This window comes from Paraburkholderia terricola, assembly GCF_003330825.1.
Lineage (GTDB): Bacteria > Pseudomonadota > Gammaproteobacteria > Burkholderiales > Burkholderiaceae > Paraburkholderia > Paraburkholderia terricola.
Map to the genome: position 1 here is coordinate 1,112,300 of NZ_CP024942.1, position 15,343 is coordinate 1,127,642.

Annotated in this window: 14 protein-coding genes; 8 read left to right on the forward strand and 6 right to left on the reverse strand. The window is 65.0% G+C overall.

What is annotated here, in order from left to right; all coding sequences use genetic code 11:
* Positions 1–79: 79 nt before the first annotated feature.
* Positions 80–619 (forward strand): Mpo1 family 2-hydroxy fatty acid dioxygenase, encoded by a 540-nt coding sequence (locus CUJ90_RS23590; RefSeq protein ID WP_083081895.1) that lies wholly within the window; start codon positions 80–82, stop codon positions 617–619.
* A 26-nt stretch (positions 620–645) separates the two neighbouring features.
* On the opposite strand, the gene rarD is transcribed toward CUJ90_RS23590, so the two are convergent.
* Positions 646–1,542 (reverse strand): EamA family transporter RarD, encoded by an 897-nt coding sequence (rarD, locus tag CUJ90_RS23595; RefSeq protein WP_114164046.1) that lies wholly within the window; start codon positions 1,540–1,542, stop codon positions 646–648.
* 519 nt (positions 1,543–2,061) lie between these two features.
* Between rarD and egtD the strand changes: the two genes are divergently transcribed.
* On the forward strand, positions 2,062–3,042 hold the full coding sequence (egtD, locus tag CUJ90_RS23600) for an L-histidine N(alpha)-methyltransferase (protein ID WP_073429667.1): 981 nt from the start codon (positions 2,062–2,064) through the stop codon (positions 3,040–3,042).
* Positions 3,043–3,153: 111 nt separating this feature from the next.
* Here egtD and CUJ90_RS23605 read toward each other — a convergent pair whose 3' ends face one another.
* Positions 3,154–3,447, reverse strand: coding sequence for an acylphosphatase (locus CUJ90_RS23605; RefSeq protein ID WP_073429666.1), 294 nt, complete (start codon positions 3,445–3,447; stop codon positions 3,154–3,156).
* 169 nt (positions 3,448–3,616) lie between these two features.
* On the opposite strand from CUJ90_RS23605, the gene hpnA reads away from it, so the two are divergent.
* On the forward strand, positions 3,617–4,627 hold the full coding sequence (gene hpnA, locus CUJ90_RS23610; RefSeq protein ID WP_073429665.1) for a hopanoid-associated sugar epimerase: 1,011 nt from the start codon (positions 3,617–3,619) through the stop codon (positions 4,625–4,627).
* A 150-nt stretch (positions 4,628–4,777) separates the two neighbouring features.
* Positions 4,778–5,257, forward strand: a complete 480-nt coding sequence (locus CUJ90_RS23615) for a hypothetical protein (RefSeq protein ID WP_073429664.1) — start codon at positions 4,778–4,780, stop codon at positions 5,255–5,257.
* A 70-nt stretch (positions 5,258–5,327) separates the two neighbouring features.
* Here CUJ90_RS23615 and CUJ90_RS23620 read toward each other — a convergent pair whose 3' ends face one another.
* Positions 5,328–6,500, reverse strand: coding sequence for a glycosyltransferase (locus tag CUJ90_RS23620; RefSeq protein ID WP_114164047.1), 1,173 nt, complete (start codon positions 6,498–6,500; stop codon positions 5,328–5,330).
* Positions 6,500–7,366, reverse strand: a complete 867-nt coding sequence (gene hpnC / locus CUJ90_RS23625) for a squalene synthase HpnC (protein WP_083081889.1) — start codon at positions 7,364–7,366, stop codon at positions 6,500–6,502. Before hpnC ends, CUJ90_RS23620 begins: the two co-directional genes overlap by 1 nt.
* 346 nt (positions 7,367–7,712) lie before the next feature.
* Here hpnC and ispH point away from each other — a divergent pair, with 346 nt between their 5' ends.
* Entirely contained in the window at positions 7,713–8,657 is a 945-nt protein-coding gene (gene ispH / locus CUJ90_RS23630) for a 4-hydroxy-3-methylbut-2-enyl diphosphate reductase (RefSeq protein ID WP_073429661.1), read from the forward strand.
* Positions 8,658–8,667: 10 nt separating this feature from the next.
* A complete protein-coding gene (gene hpnH / locus CUJ90_RS23635; RefSeq protein WP_073429660.1) occupies positions 8,668–9,819 on the forward strand; it encodes an adenosyl-hopene transferase HpnH in 1,152 nt (383 codons plus the stop codon).
* Positions 9,820–9,938: 119 nt separating this feature from the next.
* Here the strand turns inward: hpnH and CUJ90_RS23640 are convergent, their stop codons facing one another.
* Positions 9,939–10,544, reverse strand: a complete 606-nt coding sequence (locus tag CUJ90_RS23640) for an MlaC/ttg2D family ABC transporter substrate-binding protein (protein WP_114164048.1) — start codon at positions 10,542–10,544, stop codon at positions 9,939–9,941.
* A gap of 248 nt (positions 10,545–10,792) precedes the next feature.
* Between CUJ90_RS23640 and hpnN the strand changes: the two genes are divergently transcribed.
* A complete protein-coding gene (gene hpnN / locus CUJ90_RS23645; RefSeq protein WP_114164686.1) occupies positions 10,793–13,414 on the forward strand; it encodes a hopanoid transporter HpnN in 2,622 nt (873 codons plus the stop codon).
* A complete protein-coding gene (locus tag CUJ90_RS23650; RefSeq protein WP_114164049.1) occupies positions 13,411–14,436 on the forward strand; it encodes an MlaA family lipoprotein in 1,026 nt (341 codons plus the stop codon). The genes hpnN and CUJ90_RS23650 overlap by 4 nt, the downstream gene beginning before the upstream one ends.
* A gap of 172 nt (positions 14,437–14,608) precedes the next feature.
* On the opposite strand, the gene CUJ90_RS23655 is transcribed toward CUJ90_RS23650, so the two are convergent.
* A complete protein-coding gene (locus CUJ90_RS23655) occupies positions 14,609–15,340 on the reverse strand; it encodes a phosphorylase (protein ID WP_114164050.1) in 732 nt (243 codons plus the stop codon).
* Positions 15,341–15,343 lie beyond the last annotated feature (3 nt).

Consider the following 15,343-nt stretch of genomic DNA (forward strand, 5'->3'; position numbering starts at 1 on the left):
CTGTCCGATTGTCGGCTAACCGATGGTTTCAAATTCCGCCGCCCGCGATTATGCTGACTTTGACAAAGGAGCGGCATCCATGAGAACGCTGACGCAACAGCTTACGCAATACGCGGCCTATCATCGCGACCGGCGCAACATCGCCACTCATTTCATCGGTATTCCGCTAATCGTGCTGGCTCTCGGGGTGTTGTCGAGCCGGCCCGCATTCGCCGCCGGCGCGCTACCGTTTGCGTTGTCGCCGGCGTGGATCTTGTTTGGCGCGGCGACCGTCTATTACCTCGTGCTCGACGCGCCGCTCGGCGTGATGATGGCGCTCGTGTCGGTGCTGTGCGTTGCGTTCGGCCAGTGGCTCGGCGCGCAATCCACGCTCATGTGGCTCGCCACCGGCATCGGCCTCTTCGTGGTCGGCTGGGTATTTCAGTTCATCGGTCACGTGGCCTACGAACATCGCAAGCCGGCGTTCGTCGACGACGTAATCGGCCTGTTGATCGGCCCGCTATTCGTTCTCGCCGAAGCGCTGTTCGCTTTCGGCTGGCGGCCTGCGCTGCGCGAAGCGATCGAGGCGCAAGTCGGCCCGACTCGCATCAATGCGGATCATGCGGCGGCGCATCGTTGAGCAACGCGGCAGGACCCGGCGAAGTCCTAGGTCGGCGCGAGCCGAACGAGCCGCACGCTATGCAAGGCGGTCAGCGCGACCGCGATCCAGATCGGAATATAGGTGGCCAATTGCTCGGCGCGCAGTGTTTCGCCGAGCAACGTGATCGAAACGAGCACGAGCAACACGGGCTCGACATAGCCGAGAACGCCGAACAATGCGACCGGCAACAGACGGCTCGCCTTCAGGTACGAAGCCAGCGCAAGGGTGCTGAGCGCGCCGAGGCCCGGCAAGAACAGGCACCACATGTCGAGGCGGCCGCCGATCACCGTCAGCGAATCGCCGCTGACGATAAAGACCGCCGCCGCCGGCAACAGAAGCGCCATCTCCACCGTGAAGATCGCGAGCGAATCGTGCTGGATCTTGCGGCGCAACACGAAATACGGCGGATAGCCGAGCACGACGAGCAAGGTGGGCCACGAAAAAGCGCGTGTCATCCACAGTTCATGACCCACGCCCACGGCGGCGCAGATAACGGCGAGCCACTGCAAGCCGTCGAGGCGCTCGCGATAGTAGAAGCGCCCCACCAGCACCATCGCAAGCGGCAACAGGAAATAGCCGAGCGAGACTTCGAGCATGCGGCCATGTAACGGCGCCCACAGAAACACCCACAGTTGCGCGCCGAGCAGCGCGGCGCTCACGACCATCGCGGCGGCAATCTTCGGCTCGGTCACCATGCGGTAAACAAGTTGCCGGAAAATCGGCATGCGTTGGCGTAGCACGATCAGCAACAGCGCGCCGGGCACGGTCCACACGATGCGCCACGCGAATATGTCGAGGCCGCTCAGCGGCGCGAGCAGTTTCGCGTAAACCGAGAGCAAGGCGAACATCGCCGATGCACCCACCGACAATGCGATACCGCGTCTGAGGTCGTACTGGTTCATCGCGCGAACCGTTGCGCATGCGATGCGCGCGCAGGCGCGAACGCGGATGTGTGCAGCGCAACATCGCGCGGTCCGGCGGCTATTGTTGTCATTGGATGTATTCGACAGATCACGAGGCAAGCGGCATTCTAGACGGGTTATCCGCTTGCCGCTTCGCGCGTTGTCGAGCCGCAGGCCGCAATTTATTTCGTGCGCATCGCGCGTCGATGCACTAGAACATAACTTCACGCGCGATGGGCGAATCGGAGACATTTCACCCGCAACGTCGCGCGCCATGCCTCAAGCGCGAATCTTGCTAGACGGTCTGTCGCGGCATCGTTTGCCGACGACACGCTTCTCGACTTCGTTTGCAACGCCGTTTGAACGCATTTGCCACCTCAACGAGCCGGGCCGGCTACAACATGGTCAACACGGACCGAGCCCCTTCTTTCCCTGCGGCATGCATCAACGTTTCGTCGAATCCGCATGCCGCCGCCCGGCCAGCAATCCTGCTCATCGAATGTGACTACTGGAGCCAGCATGACCCAGCCAGCCCTCTCGCACGACGCATCCCCCGACCTGCGCTCAGCCTTCGCCGCCGAGGTCCGCGCGGGACTCACCCATACGCCGCAGAAAGAGCTGCCGTCGAAGTATCTGTATGACGAAGTAGGCTCCGCGCTGTTCGAGGTCATCACCGTGCTGCCCGAATACGGTGTGACGCGCGCCGAGGAGCGACTGCTCGCGAGGCATGCCGCCGACATCGTCGCCCATTTGCCGCATGACGTGACGGTCGCCGAACTCGGCAGCGGCAGCGGCCGTAAAACACGGCGCATTCTGGAAGCACTGTGTAAAAAGCGCCCTACTTCTTACTGTCCGATTGAAATTTCTCGCAGCGCGTTGCAGTTGTGCAGGCGCGAACTCGGCGACATCGAGCGGATTTCGATCGTCGGTTATGAACGCGATTACCTGGCCGGTCTCGCCGAAGTCAGCAAGAAACGCGCGGCGGACGAAAGGCTGCTCGTGCTGTTTCTGGGCAGCACGATCGGCAATTTCGGCAGACTCGCTGCGACGCGTTTTCTGCGCGATATCCGCACCATGCTCGCGCCCGGCGACGCGCTGCTGCTCGGCACCGATCTCATCAAACCGACGCCGGTGCTGATCGCGGCCTATGACGATTCGATCGGCGTGACGGCATCGTTCAATCTGAATCTGCTCGCGCGCATCAATCGCGAACTCGACGGCGATTTCCCGCTCGATGCGTTCGAGCACGTCGCACGCTTCAACCCCGACGCGCGCAGCATCGAGATGCATTTGCGCGCCACACGCGACCTCATCGTGCGCGTGGGCGCGGCGGAGTTGACGGTGTCGCTCAAGGCGGGCGAAACCATCTGGACCGAGAGCAGCCACAAATATCGCGCGGAAGAAATGCACCCGATCGCCGACGATGCCGGCTTCGCGTGTACCCATCAGTGGGTCGAAAAGGAATGGGGATTCGCGGAGAGTTTGCTGGTAGCGCAATAGGCCAATAGGCGGTCAGCGCTTCCGAGACGCGGGACGCTCAAACACTAACGCGGCAGGCCATCAACCCGATGGCCCGCCGCCTTTGCCTTTACGGATCTTCGTAATGGCCGCTCAGTGCTGCTCGAAACGCTCGAAGCGTTTTTCGGTCGCGCGCTCCTCGCCGGCCACCTCGGTCACGCGCGCCGCCGGCGGGCCGTGACGCAGCCACGACAGCATCCGGTCGACCTGATTGGCCGAACCCTGCAGCATCGCTTCGACGGAACCGTCGTCGAGGTTCGCCACCCATCCCTTGATACCGAGCGCGTGAGCCTGGCGCACGGTCGCGTGGCGAAAGCCGACGCCCTGCACGATGCCGCGCACCCGCACGTAATATGTTTCGATCCGCTGATCCAGATCCGGGGCCATGCCGTCCTCGCTACACGAAACTTTCAAGCCGGCATTCTAGTCGCGTCGCGGCGAGCTTGCTCGGCGGCTTGCCGGTTTGCCTTGCGCACGCGCCCGGCACGCATCGCGCGACACGCGGCGCGCGCGCCACGTACAATCCGTCGACTGTCACGCGGGAAATGGAAACAGAATGTCCGAACAGAATCGCGATCTCGTGCTCGTGACCGGCGCATCCGGCTTCGTCGGCTCGTCGGTGGCGCGCATCGCGCAACAAAAGGGTTTCAAGGTGCGCGTGCTGGTGCGTGCCACCAGTCCGCGCAAGAACGTCGAGGCGCTGGACGCGGAAATCGTCGTGGGCGATATGCGCGACGAAGCGTCGATGCGCGTCGCGTTGCGCGGCGTGCGTTACCTGCTGCACGTCGCCGCCGACTATCGCCTGTGGGCGCCGGACCCAAGCGAAATCGAGCGCGCGAATCTGGAAGGCACCGAAGCGACCATGCGCGCGGCATTGCACGAAGGCGTGGAGCGCATCGTCTATACGAGCAGCGTGGCGACGCTGAAAGTCACCAGCTCGGGCCAGTCCGCGGACGAGACCTCGCCGCTCAAGGCTGATCAGGCCATCGGCGTGTACAAGCGCAGCAAGGTGCTGGCCGAGCGCGCGGTGGAGCGGATGATCGCCGAGGACGGGCTGCCGGCGGTAATCGTCAATCCATCCACGCCGATCGGTCCGCGCGACGTGAAGCCCACGCCGACCGGGCGCATCATCGTCGAGGCGGCGCTCGGCAAGATTCCGGCGTTCGTCGATACGGGGCTGAACCTCGTGCACGTGGACGACGTGGCGGCCGGCCATTTTCTCGCGCTCGAACGCGGCAAGATCGGCGAGCGCTACGTGCTCGGCGGCGAGAATCTGCCGCTTCAGCAAATGCTCGCCGACATTGCGGCGCTGACCGGCCGCAAGGCGCCCACGCTGAGCTTGCCGCGCTGGCCGCTCTATCCGCTCGCGATGGGCGCGGAAGCGGTCGCGAGATTCACGAAGCGCGAACCGTTCGTCACCGTCGACGGCCTGAAGATGTCGAAGAACAAGATGTACTTCACATCGGCGAAGGCGGAACGCGAACTCGGCTATCGCGCGCGGCCCTATCGTGAAGGCTTGAGCGATGCGCTCGAATGGTTCCGGCAAGCCGGCTTCCTGAAGCCCTGACAAACGCGCTGACGCGCGCATGAACGATCACGCCCGCGCCGCACGACCCGGCGCGGGCGTCAGCATTTTGTTACAACGTCAACGTGGTTGCGACAGGTAAAAGCCTACGCGCAGCAGGTAAAATCGCGGGTCTTACCAGAGAAACCTCGCATGAACCTTCACGAACAGCTCGGCGCACTGGAAACGGGCGTCGATCAGCTCATTCAGGCTGTCGTGGCCCCGCAGGCCGAAAACATCCCCGAGACACCCGCACCTGCCGCCGTGGAGCAAGCGCCGGCGTCCGTGGAGGAGTCCGCCGCGCAGCTTCAGCCCACGCTCGAAATCAATCGCCCCGCGCAGAACGAGATCACCATGACGATCGGCGGCCAGACGGTCGCGTTGCGTGCTGACCAGATCGGCAAGCTGATCGAGGAATTGTCGAACGCGCGCGCGTCGATGACGCCCGAGCCGCCGCCTGGCATCCCGCCGGGTTGGCGCTTCGTGTCGACCAGGAATCCGGTCATGGCGGTGCAAAAACAGTCGAATGGCGACCGTTTGCTGGTCATGCGCCACACCGGCCACGGCTGGGTGCCGTTCACGTTCTCGCCCGACATGGTGATCCAGCTTTACATGATGCTCACCAAGGGTTGAGATGAAAAAGCGGCGCTCCCGGGCGCCGCTTTTCGTTCAAGCCGTTCTTCGCAAACCGCGACGCGACGCCTCAACGCTCCTGCACCGGCGCCTGCACGCGCGCCTTCCATTGCCCGCCCTTGCCGCGCCAGTAGCGCACCGCCGACGCGAACGTCGCGCCGACATAAAACAATGCCACCAGCGGCAGAAACGGCGCCCACAACGGCGAGCGGCGATAGTAGCCGAGCATCGGCGCGTAGGCGCAGCACATGGCCGCCCACGCCAGCCACGCGGGCCAGCCCACCGGACCGAGCACGAGCGCGGCCACGGGCGGCATCAGGTAAATGATCGTCATGCCGGCCAGCGTGCCCACCAGCAGCAGCGGCGAGTAATGCAACTGCGTGAAGGCGGTGCGCGCGATCATGTTCCAGATGTCACGCCAGCTATCGTACGGACGCAGCGACACGCTGCGCGCCGCCACGTCCAGACGAATCGGATGACGCCCCGTGCCGCGATGCTTGATCCGCGCGGCGAGACTGCAGTCGTCGATCAGCTCGGCACGGATCGACTCGATGCCGCCCGCTTCCTCCAGCGCGCCGCGGCGCACCAGCATGCAGCCGCCCGCCGCCGCCGCCGTGCGATTGCGCGGGTTGTTGACCCATGCGAACGGATACAGCTTGGCGAAGAAAAACACGAACGCCGGAATCAGCGCCTTTTCCCAGAACGAATCGCAGCGCAGACGCACCATCAGCGAGACGAGGTCGCGCTGTTCCGCATCCGCGCGAGCCACGAGTTGCGCGAGCGCATCCGCCGGATGGCCGATGTCGGCGTCGGTCAGCAGCAGAAAGTCGGCGGGCACGCCGAGCGTGCGCACCGCCTCGATGCCTTGCGACTGCGCCCACACCTTGCCGGACCAGCCAGGCGGCAGCGGTTTCGCGGCGAGCACCGTCAAGCGGTCGGGGCATTGCAGTTGCAGCGCGGCGGCACGGGCGGCGTCGGCGGTGCCGTCGGTGCTGTGGTCGTCGACGACGATCACGTGGAAATCGCCCGCATAGTCCTGCTGAAGCAGCGTGCTGACCGCCTGGGCGATCACGTCGACTTCATTGCGGGCGGGCACCACGGCGGCGACCGCCGGCCACGTTTCGCGCGGCGCGAGCGCGAGCGGCGCGGCGGGACGCGCGCGCCAGAAACCGCCGCGCGCGAACAGCAGCAGACACCAGATCAACAGCGAAAGACACGAAAGAAGAAACAGAACCGCCGCCATTAAGCATTACCCTCGATTGAACGCGCTTGCCCGCCGACGCGCCGCGACAGGCGCATCACCACCGTGCGTACCGCGACGACGCACCAGTCGAACGTGTTGAGCTCGGGACGCGCGCGAAACACGTCGTAGCCCGCCCCCTCGATTCGCTCCAGAAAGCGCAGGCCGCCGTGGACGGCGCCGCACAGCTCGATACCCAGCCGCCCCGGAATGCGCAACGCGAGCGGCGCGCCGCGCACCAGCATCTCGCGCGCGAACGCGACTTCGTGCGCCATGAGTTCGCGCCACGCGTCGTCGACGACGCCGTTGGCGATGTGCGCCTCGGTCACGTTAAAGCGCTGCAGATCGGCGAGCGGCAGATACAGGCGGTTCTGTTTCCAGTCGGCCGCGACGTCGAGCCAGAAGCTGATCAACTGCGACGCCGTGCAGATCGCGTCGGCGTCGGCGAGATTCTCCGGCGTGGCGGCGTCCATCAGATGCAGCAGCAGATGCCCGATCGGGTTCGCCGAATGCCGGCAATAATCGAGCAATGCGGCGCGGTCGGCGTAACGGTTGGCGTCGATGTCCTGCCCGCACGCAAGCAGCAGGTCGTACAACGGCGCGAGCGGCAGCCTGTATTGCGCCACCACGCCGGCCAGCTTGCCGAACAGCAGCGGATGCACGCGAGCGGCGCGGCGCGCCGCCACCGCGTCGAGACCGGCGCGGAAGTCGGCAAGGCGCGCGTGCCGCTCGGCCGCGCTCCAGTCGCCTTCGTCCACGATGTCGGCGGCGGTGCGCACCACCTGATAGAGAATGCCGGCGGGCGCGCGCAGCGCCTTCGGCAGCAACACGCTCGGGACCGGAAAGTTTTCGTATTGATCGACGTCCATCCAGCGAGCCTCGATTCCAGTCTGTAATGCGGCCGCGAAACCGCGCCGCGGGACCACGTAGTTTAAGGGTTCCGATAATCCGGTGCAGCGTGTAATCATTGCCGCGCATTGCCGCGCGCGCAGCCAATATGCCGCCTGGCGGCAACCGCTCCACTGCGGCGTGCGCCCAACGCCTGGCGGGCCTGGCAAAGCAAAGCCGGCCTGATAGCGTTAGAATGCGCGTTTGGTTTTGCTACCCGGCGGCATGGCGCCGGCGTTCAAGACGTCAACTAATTAGATGATCGCGGCGATAAAGTCAGATTTACCGGCTTCTTCGAATCCCGCGTCAGTCGGAGTTCGCCAACTTATGCGAGTCATCCTTGCTCAACCCCGGGGCTTTTGTGCGGGCGTTGTTCGTGCAATCGAGATTGTCGATCGCGCGCTACAGCAACACGGCGCGCCCGTGTATGTGCGCCACGAGATCGTCCACAATCGGCACGTGGTCGACAATCTGCGCCAGAAGGGCGCGCGCTTCGTCGAGGAACTCGATGAAGTGCCGCAAGGCGCCGTGGCGATCTTCAGCGCTCACGGTGTCGCGCAAACCGTCGAACGCGACGCCGAGGCACGCGGCCTCGACGTGCTCGACGCGACCTGCCCGCTCGTCACCAAGGTGCACGTGCAAGGGCGCCAGTATGTGGGCGCGGGGCGCACGCTGATTCTGATCGGCCACGCCGGGCATCCCGAAGTGGAAGGCACGATCGGCCAGATCCCGGGCAAGGTGCTGCTGGTGCAGAGCGAAGCCGAAGTCGCGCATCTCGACCTGCCGCTCGACACGCCGCTCGCTTATGTGACGCAAACCACGCTGTCGGTGGACGATACCCGCGGCATCATCGACGCCCTGCTGCGCCGTTTTACCGACATCGTCGGTCCCGATACGCGCGACATCTGCTATGCCACGCAAAATCGCCAGGCGGCGGTGCGCGAGTTGAGCAAGCAGGTCGACGTGCTGCTCGTGGTGGGCGCAACCAATAGTTCGAACTCGAACCGGCTGCGCGAGATCGGCAGCGAAAGCGGCGTGGCGAGTTATCTCGTCGCCGACGGTTCGGAAGTGAAGCCGGAATGGTTTGCCAACGTGCAGACCGTCGGCATCACGGCGGGCGCTTCGGCGCCGGAAGAGATGGTGAAGAACGTGATCGATGCGCTGAGCGCATTGGGGCCTGTCGATGTCACGACGATGGCGGGCCGTGAAGAAAAAGTCGAATTCAAGTTGCCATCGAAGCTGATGCAACCACTCGCTGCACGCGAAGTTTAAGGAGGACGTCTTGTCTATTCCGCTGCTACAGAAAGTTCGGGTCGGCGCATACATCATGCGTCAGCATCTCTCAGGCAACAAACGCTACCCGCTCGCATTGATGCTGGAACCGCTGTTCCGCTGCAATCTCGCCTGCAATGGCTGCGGCAAGATCGACTATCCGGATCCCATCCTGAATCAGCGCCTGTCGCTGGAAGAGTGCCTGGGCGCAGTCGACGAATGCGGCGCGCCGGTGGTGTCGATCGCAGGCGGCGAGCCGTTGCTGCACAAGGAAATGCCGCAGATCGTGAAGGGCATCATCGCGCGCAAGAAGTTCGTGTACCTGTGCACGAATGCGCTGCTGATGGAAAAGAAAATGGACGACTACGAGCCGAATCCGTACTTCGTCTGGTCGGTTCACCTGGACGGCGACCAGCAGATGCACGATCACTCGGTCTCGCAGGACGGCGTCTACGAGAAGGCGGTCGCGGCGATCAAGGAAGCCAAGCGCCGCGGTTTCCGCGTGAACATCAACTGCACGCTGTTCAACGACGCCGTGCCGGAACGCGTGGCCGCGTTCTTCGATACGGTCGGTCCGATGGGCGTGGACGGCATCACCGTTTCGCCGGGCTATGCGTATGAACGCGCGCCGGATCAGCAGCACTTCCTGAACCGCGACAAGACCAAGCATTTGTTCCGCGAGATTTTCAAGCGCGGCAACAACGGCAAGAACTGGTCGTTCAGCCAGTCGGCCATGTTCCTCGACTTCCTGGCCGGCAACCAGACCTACGAATGCACGCCGTGGGGCAACCCGGCGCGTACCGTGTTCGGCTGGCAAAAGCCGTGCTATCTGGTCGGCGAAGGCTATGTGAAGACCTTCAAGGAATTGATGGAAACCACGGAGTGGGAAAAGTACGGCACCGGCAACTACGAGAAGTGCGCTGACTGCATGGTGCACTGCGGCTTCGAGGCAACGGCCGTGATGGACACGGTGGCGCATCCGCTGAAGGCACTCAAGGTCAGCTTGCGCGGTCCGAAAACGGAAGGCGCGTTCACCAAGGACATTCCGCTGGACAAGCAACGCCCCGCCGATTACGTGTTTTCCCGCCACGTCGAGATCAAGCTGGAAGAGATTCAGCGCAGCGGCAAGGGCAAGAAGGTGCAGACGGCTACTGCGCACTGAGAGGGTTGGTTCAGGGGCGGTGTCGCGCCGCCCCGTATAGGGGTTATAAAGGGTTATAAAAAAAGCGCGGTGGCAATCAAAGCCACCGCGCTTTTTTATCTGCAGCCAAGGAAGAGGGCCTAACCTGCGCCGCGCGCATTGTGCGCGGCCAGGAACTTGATCAGCCCGTCGACCCCGCCCTTCGAAAGCTGATCGGCGAACTGCGTTTGATAGACCTGAATCAGCCAGGCGCCCATCATGTTGATGTCGTAAATCTTCCAGCCGGAGGGACCCTTGGTCAGCCGGTAGTCGATGGCGTCGTCGCCGCCGCGACTGAGTACATGCGACTGCACCACGACGTCCCTAGCGCCGGCCGGAACATTGGCCGGCAAGAACTTGAACTTCACATCCTGATCGCGCAGCTGCGAAAGCGAGGAAGCGTAAGTGCGCACGAGCAGCAGCGTGAATTGCTCATATAACTGCTTTTGCTGCTCGGGCGTCGCGGTGCTCCAGGCCTTTCCGACAGCAATGCGCGTGGTGCGCTGAAAGTCCGTTGCCGGCACGAACCGCGTTTCGACCAGCTGGGTGATCTTCGCCATGTCGCCGCCGCGCGCCTGCGGATCGGCCTTCATGGCGCTCACCGTGCCCTCGACGGCACTCTTCACCAACGCATCGGGCGCGCTTTGCGCATAGGCCGCCGTGGACACCACGGCCGCAGCCAGAAAAGCAGACAGATAACGTTTCATACGCTCGCCAGAACTGGAAGAAGTCAGCGCCGCGAAGTTCGCAAGTCCGCGGCGAAAACAGGATAGACCAGTATACCGATATTGCGTTCCCGCTCGGCATGGCCGGACCGGGAGCCGCATTTGCTACCTCGATTTGTTGCGCCGGGTTGCCAACGGTTGCCGACGAACCTGAGTCAGATCGCTTCGGCTCTGTATACTTGTGCTCTTTCGTCAAGAACAACACCCGCGATAAGGCCCGTCTCGCCTACATGCTGAAGTCATCCATCGTCCGTCTCGTCGCCTATTCGGTGCGTCATCCGCTATGGATCATCGCCCTGTCGCTCGTGCTCGCCGTTTTGAGCGGCATCTACGTCGCTCATCACTTCAAGATCAACACGGACATCAGCCGTCTCATCGAGACGGACCCGCAATGGTCGGCGCTCGAACATGCCATGAGCGAGGCCTTCCCGGATCGCGGCGAAACCGTGCTGGTGGTGGTCGAAGCGCGCGCTCCCGAATTCGCCGACGCCGCGGCTGGCGCGCTCACCGCCGCGCTCAAAGCCGATCCGAAGGAGTTCGTGGCGGTTTCGCAGCCAGCGGGCGGTCCGTTCTTCGAACACAACGGCCTGCTGTTTCCGTCAACCGAAGAAGTCCTGTCGACCACTTCGCAACTCGTTCAGTCGCGCCCGCTCGTCAACGCCCTTGCGCACGATCCGAGCCTGACCGGCCTCGCCGGCACGCTCACCACGAGCCTGTTGCTGCCGCTTCAACTCGGCCAGGTGAAGCTCGCCGACATGAGCCATCTGCTGGCGCAAAGCGCGACCACGCTCGATCGCGTACTGGCCGGCCAGCCGGCCGCCTTCTCGTGGCGCGCGCTGGTCGACAAGAGCGCCGCCACCCATCCGGCGCGCGCTTTCGTCGTCGTGCAGCCGGTTGTGAATTACGACGCGTTGGAGCCGGGCGCGAGCGCGTCGAAGGCGATCCGCGACACCGCCGCCTCGCTGCACCTCGACTCACGCTATGGCGCCACCGTCCGCCTGACCGGCGAACAGCCGCTCGCCGACGAAGAATTCGCCTCGGTCAAGGACGGCGCGGTGCTCAACGGCATCGGCACGTTTATTGTCGTTCTCATCATCTTGTGGCTCGCGCTGCGCTCGGGCCGCATGATCGCGGCCGTGTTCATCACGCTGTTCGTCGGGCTCGCGATCACCGCGGCGCTCGGCCTGATGCTGGTGGACGCGCTCAACATGATCTCGGTCGCGTTCATGGTGCTGTTCGTCGGACTCGGGGTCGATTTCGGCGTGCAGTTCGGGGTCAAGTATCGTGAGGAGCGCAATCGCGACGACCGCCTTTCGGCGGCCCTCATGCACACGTCGCACAGCATCGGCGTGCCGCTCACGCTCGCGGCGGTCGCCGTCGCGTTGAGCTTCTTCTCGTTCCTGCCGACGGCTTATCGCGGCGTGTCGGAGTTGGGCGAGATCGCGGGCGTCGGCATGTTCGTCGCGTACTTCACCAACATGACGTTGCTGCCCGCGCTGCTGAAAGTCTTCAGTCCACCGGGCGAACCCGCTTCGCCGGGCTTCAAGCAACTTGCTCCCGTCGACGATTTCCTCGATCAAAACCGCAAGCCGGTGTTGATCGGCACGCTGATCGTCGTGCTCGGCGCGACGCCCTTGCTCGCGCACTTGCGTTTCGACTTCAACCCGCTGCATCTGAAAGACCCGCATACGGAGTCCATGGCGACGCTGATCTCGCTGAAGGATTCGCCGGAAGCCGCCGTCAACAACGTGCATGCGCTCGCCGCCTCGCAAGCCGACGCCAACCGCATGGCCGCGCATTTGCGCACGCTGCCGGAAGTGGGCCGCGTCACCACGCTCGACACGTTCATTCCCACCGAGCAGCAGCAAAAGCTGATGCTGGTCGCGAGCGCCGCGCAGCAACTGTTGCCCGCGTTGCAGCAGACCCCCGCGCCGCAAGCCACGGACGCGCTGCGCGTCGCGGCGTTAAAGCGCGCGTCGAATCAGCTCGCGCTCGCCGCCGAGGACCATCCGGGCCCCGGCGCCGCCGAGGCCAAGCATCTGTCGGCGACGCTGCAAAAGCTGGCCGCCGCCGACGCCGCCGTGCGCGAGCGCGCCGAAACCGCGATGTCCGAGCCGCTGCGCATCGCGCTGAAGCAGTTGGAAAATCTGTTGCAGCCGACTCAGATCACTCGCGAGAACCTGCCCAAGGAAATCTCGGCGGGCTGGATCTCGAAAGACGGCCGCGCGCTGGTCGACATCGCGCCGAAGGTCCAGGCCGGCACCGATCCGAACGACGACGCGATGCTCGCCCGCTTCGCCCATGCGGTGAAGAAGGCGGAGCCCGGCGCGATCGGCGGGCCGATTTCGATCCTGCATTCGGCGGACACGATCATCAAGGCGTTCCTGCAGGCGGCGGGCTGGGCGCTGCTGTCGATCGCGATCCTGCTGTGGATCGCGCTGCGGCGCTTCGGCGACATGCTGCGCACGCTGGTGCCGCTGCTGGTGTCGGCGCTCGTCACGCTGGAACTGTGCGTGGTGTTCGGCATGCCGCTGAACTTCGCGAATATCATCGCGTTGCCGCTCATGCTGGGGGTCGGCGTCGCATTCAAGATCTACTTCGTGATGGCGTGGCGCAACGGCCAAACCGGCCTCTTGCAATCGAGCCTCACGCACGCGGTGCTGTTCAGCGCGGCGACCACCGCGACCGCATTCGGCAGCCTCTGGCTGTCGCATCATCCGGGAACCTCGAGCATGGGACGCCTGCTGGCGCTCTCGTTGTTTTGCACACTGATCGGCGCGGTGGTGTTCCAACCCGTGCTGATGGGCAAGCCGCGCGCCCGTCGCGCGAAGCACAAAGGAATATCAGAATGAAGCTGCGTACCACCGTGCTGGCGCTCGCCGCCACCGGTCTGATCTCGGGCTGCGCGACCGGCCCCGACCGCAAGCCGGGCGACCCGTTCGAACCGGTGAACCGGGCCGTGTTCAACTTCAACGACGGGGTGGACCGCTACATCGCCGTGCCGGTTGCAAAGGGCTATCAGAAGGTCACGCCGCAGCCGCTGCGCACCGCCGTGAGCAACTTCTTCTCGAACCTGGGCGACCTGAGCAACGCCGCCAACGCCCTGTTGCAATTGAAGATCACCGACGCGACGGAAGACCTCGTCCGCTTCGCGTTCAATTCCACTTTCGGCCTGGGCGGTCTGCTCGATTGGGCGACGCCGGCCGGCCTGCCGAAACACCATCAGGACTTCGGGCTGACGCTCGGCCACTGGGGCATTCCGTCGGGCCCGTATCTCGTACTGCCGCTGTTCGGCCCGAGCACGGTGCGCGACAGCATGGGTCTCGTGGTCGATGTGAAATTCAATCCGTTGAACTACATCGAGCCGGCGGAGCGCAATCCGCTGTACGTGCTGCAATTCGTGAGCGTGCGCTCCGACCTGCTGGGCGCGACCGATCTGCTGCAACAGGCCGCGCTGGACAAATACTCGTTCGTGCGCGATGCGTACACGCAGCAGCGCCGGGCGCGTCTGCGCGGCACGGGCGACAACGCCGCGCCGCTGCCGGACTACGAGGACCAGGGCGATTCCGGCACGCCGGCGATCCCGGCCAAGGGCGCGGCCGCCGGTGCGCCCGCCGGCCTGCCGAACTACGCCGACCCGGGCGATACGGCAGAAGCCCCGAACGCAGCCTCGGGAAGCGCCACAGGCGCTCCGGCGGGGGTGCCTAACTACACCGATCCCGGCGACGCGCCTGCGCCCGCCAGCGGCGCAGCGGGCGTAACGCCGGCGACGCCGGCCGCGGCACCCGCGGGCGCGTCAGGAGAGGTTGCGCCGGCACCCCAAGTTGCGCCGGTCGGTGAGAAACAGCCGGCCGCCGCGCCCGCGGCGCAGTAACGATTCGGTAGCGGCGTGCAATGCGCCGCCGTGGTGCGCTTCACATGAGCGCACCACGGAGACAGGACAGAACCTAGAAGAATTGCGGCCTACGCATGCGGCGCAGCGTGGGAAAGAAAACGCGCTCGATCAGCTCGACGTCGCGGCGGCTCGGCTCCGGCTCGCAGCCGCTTCAGCCTGCTGTCGGCAGCAACGCGCCAGCCACGGCCATCGCGCGCCGGGCCTGCACCAGCGAAGTCCGCGCGGCCCGCGCATCGGCGGCGACCTGGATCAGTGCTCCGATCTGCGACGGTTGCCGCATCAATTCCCGCAGAATCGGCGCGAGCGCCGTGCTGCCGTCGTCCCGCAGACCGGCCGTGGCGGCCGACGGCAACGTGCGCCACGCCGGATCGACGATGGCCCGGCACACGGCGAACGGCACGCCATGCGCGGCGGCGGTCGCGCCGGCAATGTGCGATTCCATATCCACCGCCAACGCGCCGCTCGAACGATGCAGCACGCGCTTGTCGTCCGCGCTCACCAACGGTGCGGTGACAGCGGCCACGAGGCCGCGCCGTAGACGCGCCGCCAGCGGCCCGCTGGCGAATGCGGCGGCGAGCCTGTCAGCCCACGGACGATCGGTCGCCAGACGTCCAAACGGTCCCTCGACGGCCTCGGCGACGATCAGCGCGCCCGGCGCCAGATCCGGCGCCAAACCGCCCGCGGTGCCGAAACTGACGATCCCCGAACAGCCGCGCGCGACCGCCGCGCTCAACGCGCGCTCGAGCAGATCGGCGCGCGCCGCATAGACCACCTCCACGCCCTGGCCGCGCGCGATGCGCGCCTCGAACGCCATCCCCGTCACGAAGATCACCGGCAAGCTGCCGCCGCCCGCCTCGGTTGACGGCGTTGTCGAAAGCGGCATCCG

Excerpts from the sequence above, each read along its gene's own strand:
- CUJ90_RS23590 (WP_083081895.1), top strand. The coding sequence starts at position 80 with ATGAGAACGCTGACGCAACAGCTTACGCAATACGCGGCCTATCATCGC.
- rarD (WP_114164046.1), bottom strand. The coding sequence starts at position 1,542 with ATGAACCAGTACGACCTCAGACGCGGTATCGCATTGTCGGTGGGTGCA.
- egtD (WP_073429667.1), top strand. The coding sequence starts at position 2,062 with ATGACCCAGCCAGCCCTCTCGCACGACGCATCCCCCGACCTGCGCTCA.
- CUJ90_RS23605 (WP_073429666.1), bottom strand. The coding sequence starts at position 3,447 with ATGGCCCCGGATCTGGATCAGCGGATCGAAACATATTACGTGCGGGTG.
- hpnA (WP_073429665.1), top strand. The coding sequence starts at position 3,617 with ATGTCCGAACAGAATCGCGATCTCGTGCTCGTGACCGGCGCATCCGGC.
- CUJ90_RS23615 (WP_073429664.1), top strand. The coding sequence starts at position 4,778 with ATGAACCTTCACGAACAGCTCGGCGCACTGGAAACGGGCGTCGATCAG.
- CUJ90_RS23620 (WP_114164047.1), bottom strand. The coding sequence starts at position 6,500 with ATGGCGGCGGTTCTGTTTCTTCTTTCGTGTCTTTCGCTGTTGATCTGG.
- hpnC (WP_083081889.1), bottom strand. The coding sequence starts at position 7,366 with ATGGACGTCGATCAATACGAAAACTTTCCGGTCCCGAGCGTGTTGCTG.
- ispH (WP_073429661.1), top strand. The coding sequence starts at position 7,713 with ATGCGAGTCATCCTTGCTCAACCCCGGGGCTTTTGTGCGGGCGTTGTT.
- CUJ90_RS23640 (WP_114164048.1), bottom strand. The coding sequence starts at position 10,544 with ATGAAACGTTATCTGTCTGCTTTTCTGGCTGCGGCCGTGGTGTCCACG.
- hpnN (WP_114164686.1), top strand. The coding sequence starts at position 10,793 with ATGCTGAAGTCATCCATCGTCCGTCTCGTCGCCTATTCGGTGCGTCAT.
- CUJ90_RS23650 (WP_114164049.1), top strand. The coding sequence starts at position 13,411 with ATGAAGCTGCGTACCACCGTGCTGGCGCTCGCCGCCACCGGTCTGATC.
- CUJ90_RS23655 (WP_114164050.1), bottom strand. The coding sequence starts at position 15,340 with ATGCCGCTTTCGACAACGCCGTCAACCGAGGCGGGCGGCGGCAGCTTG.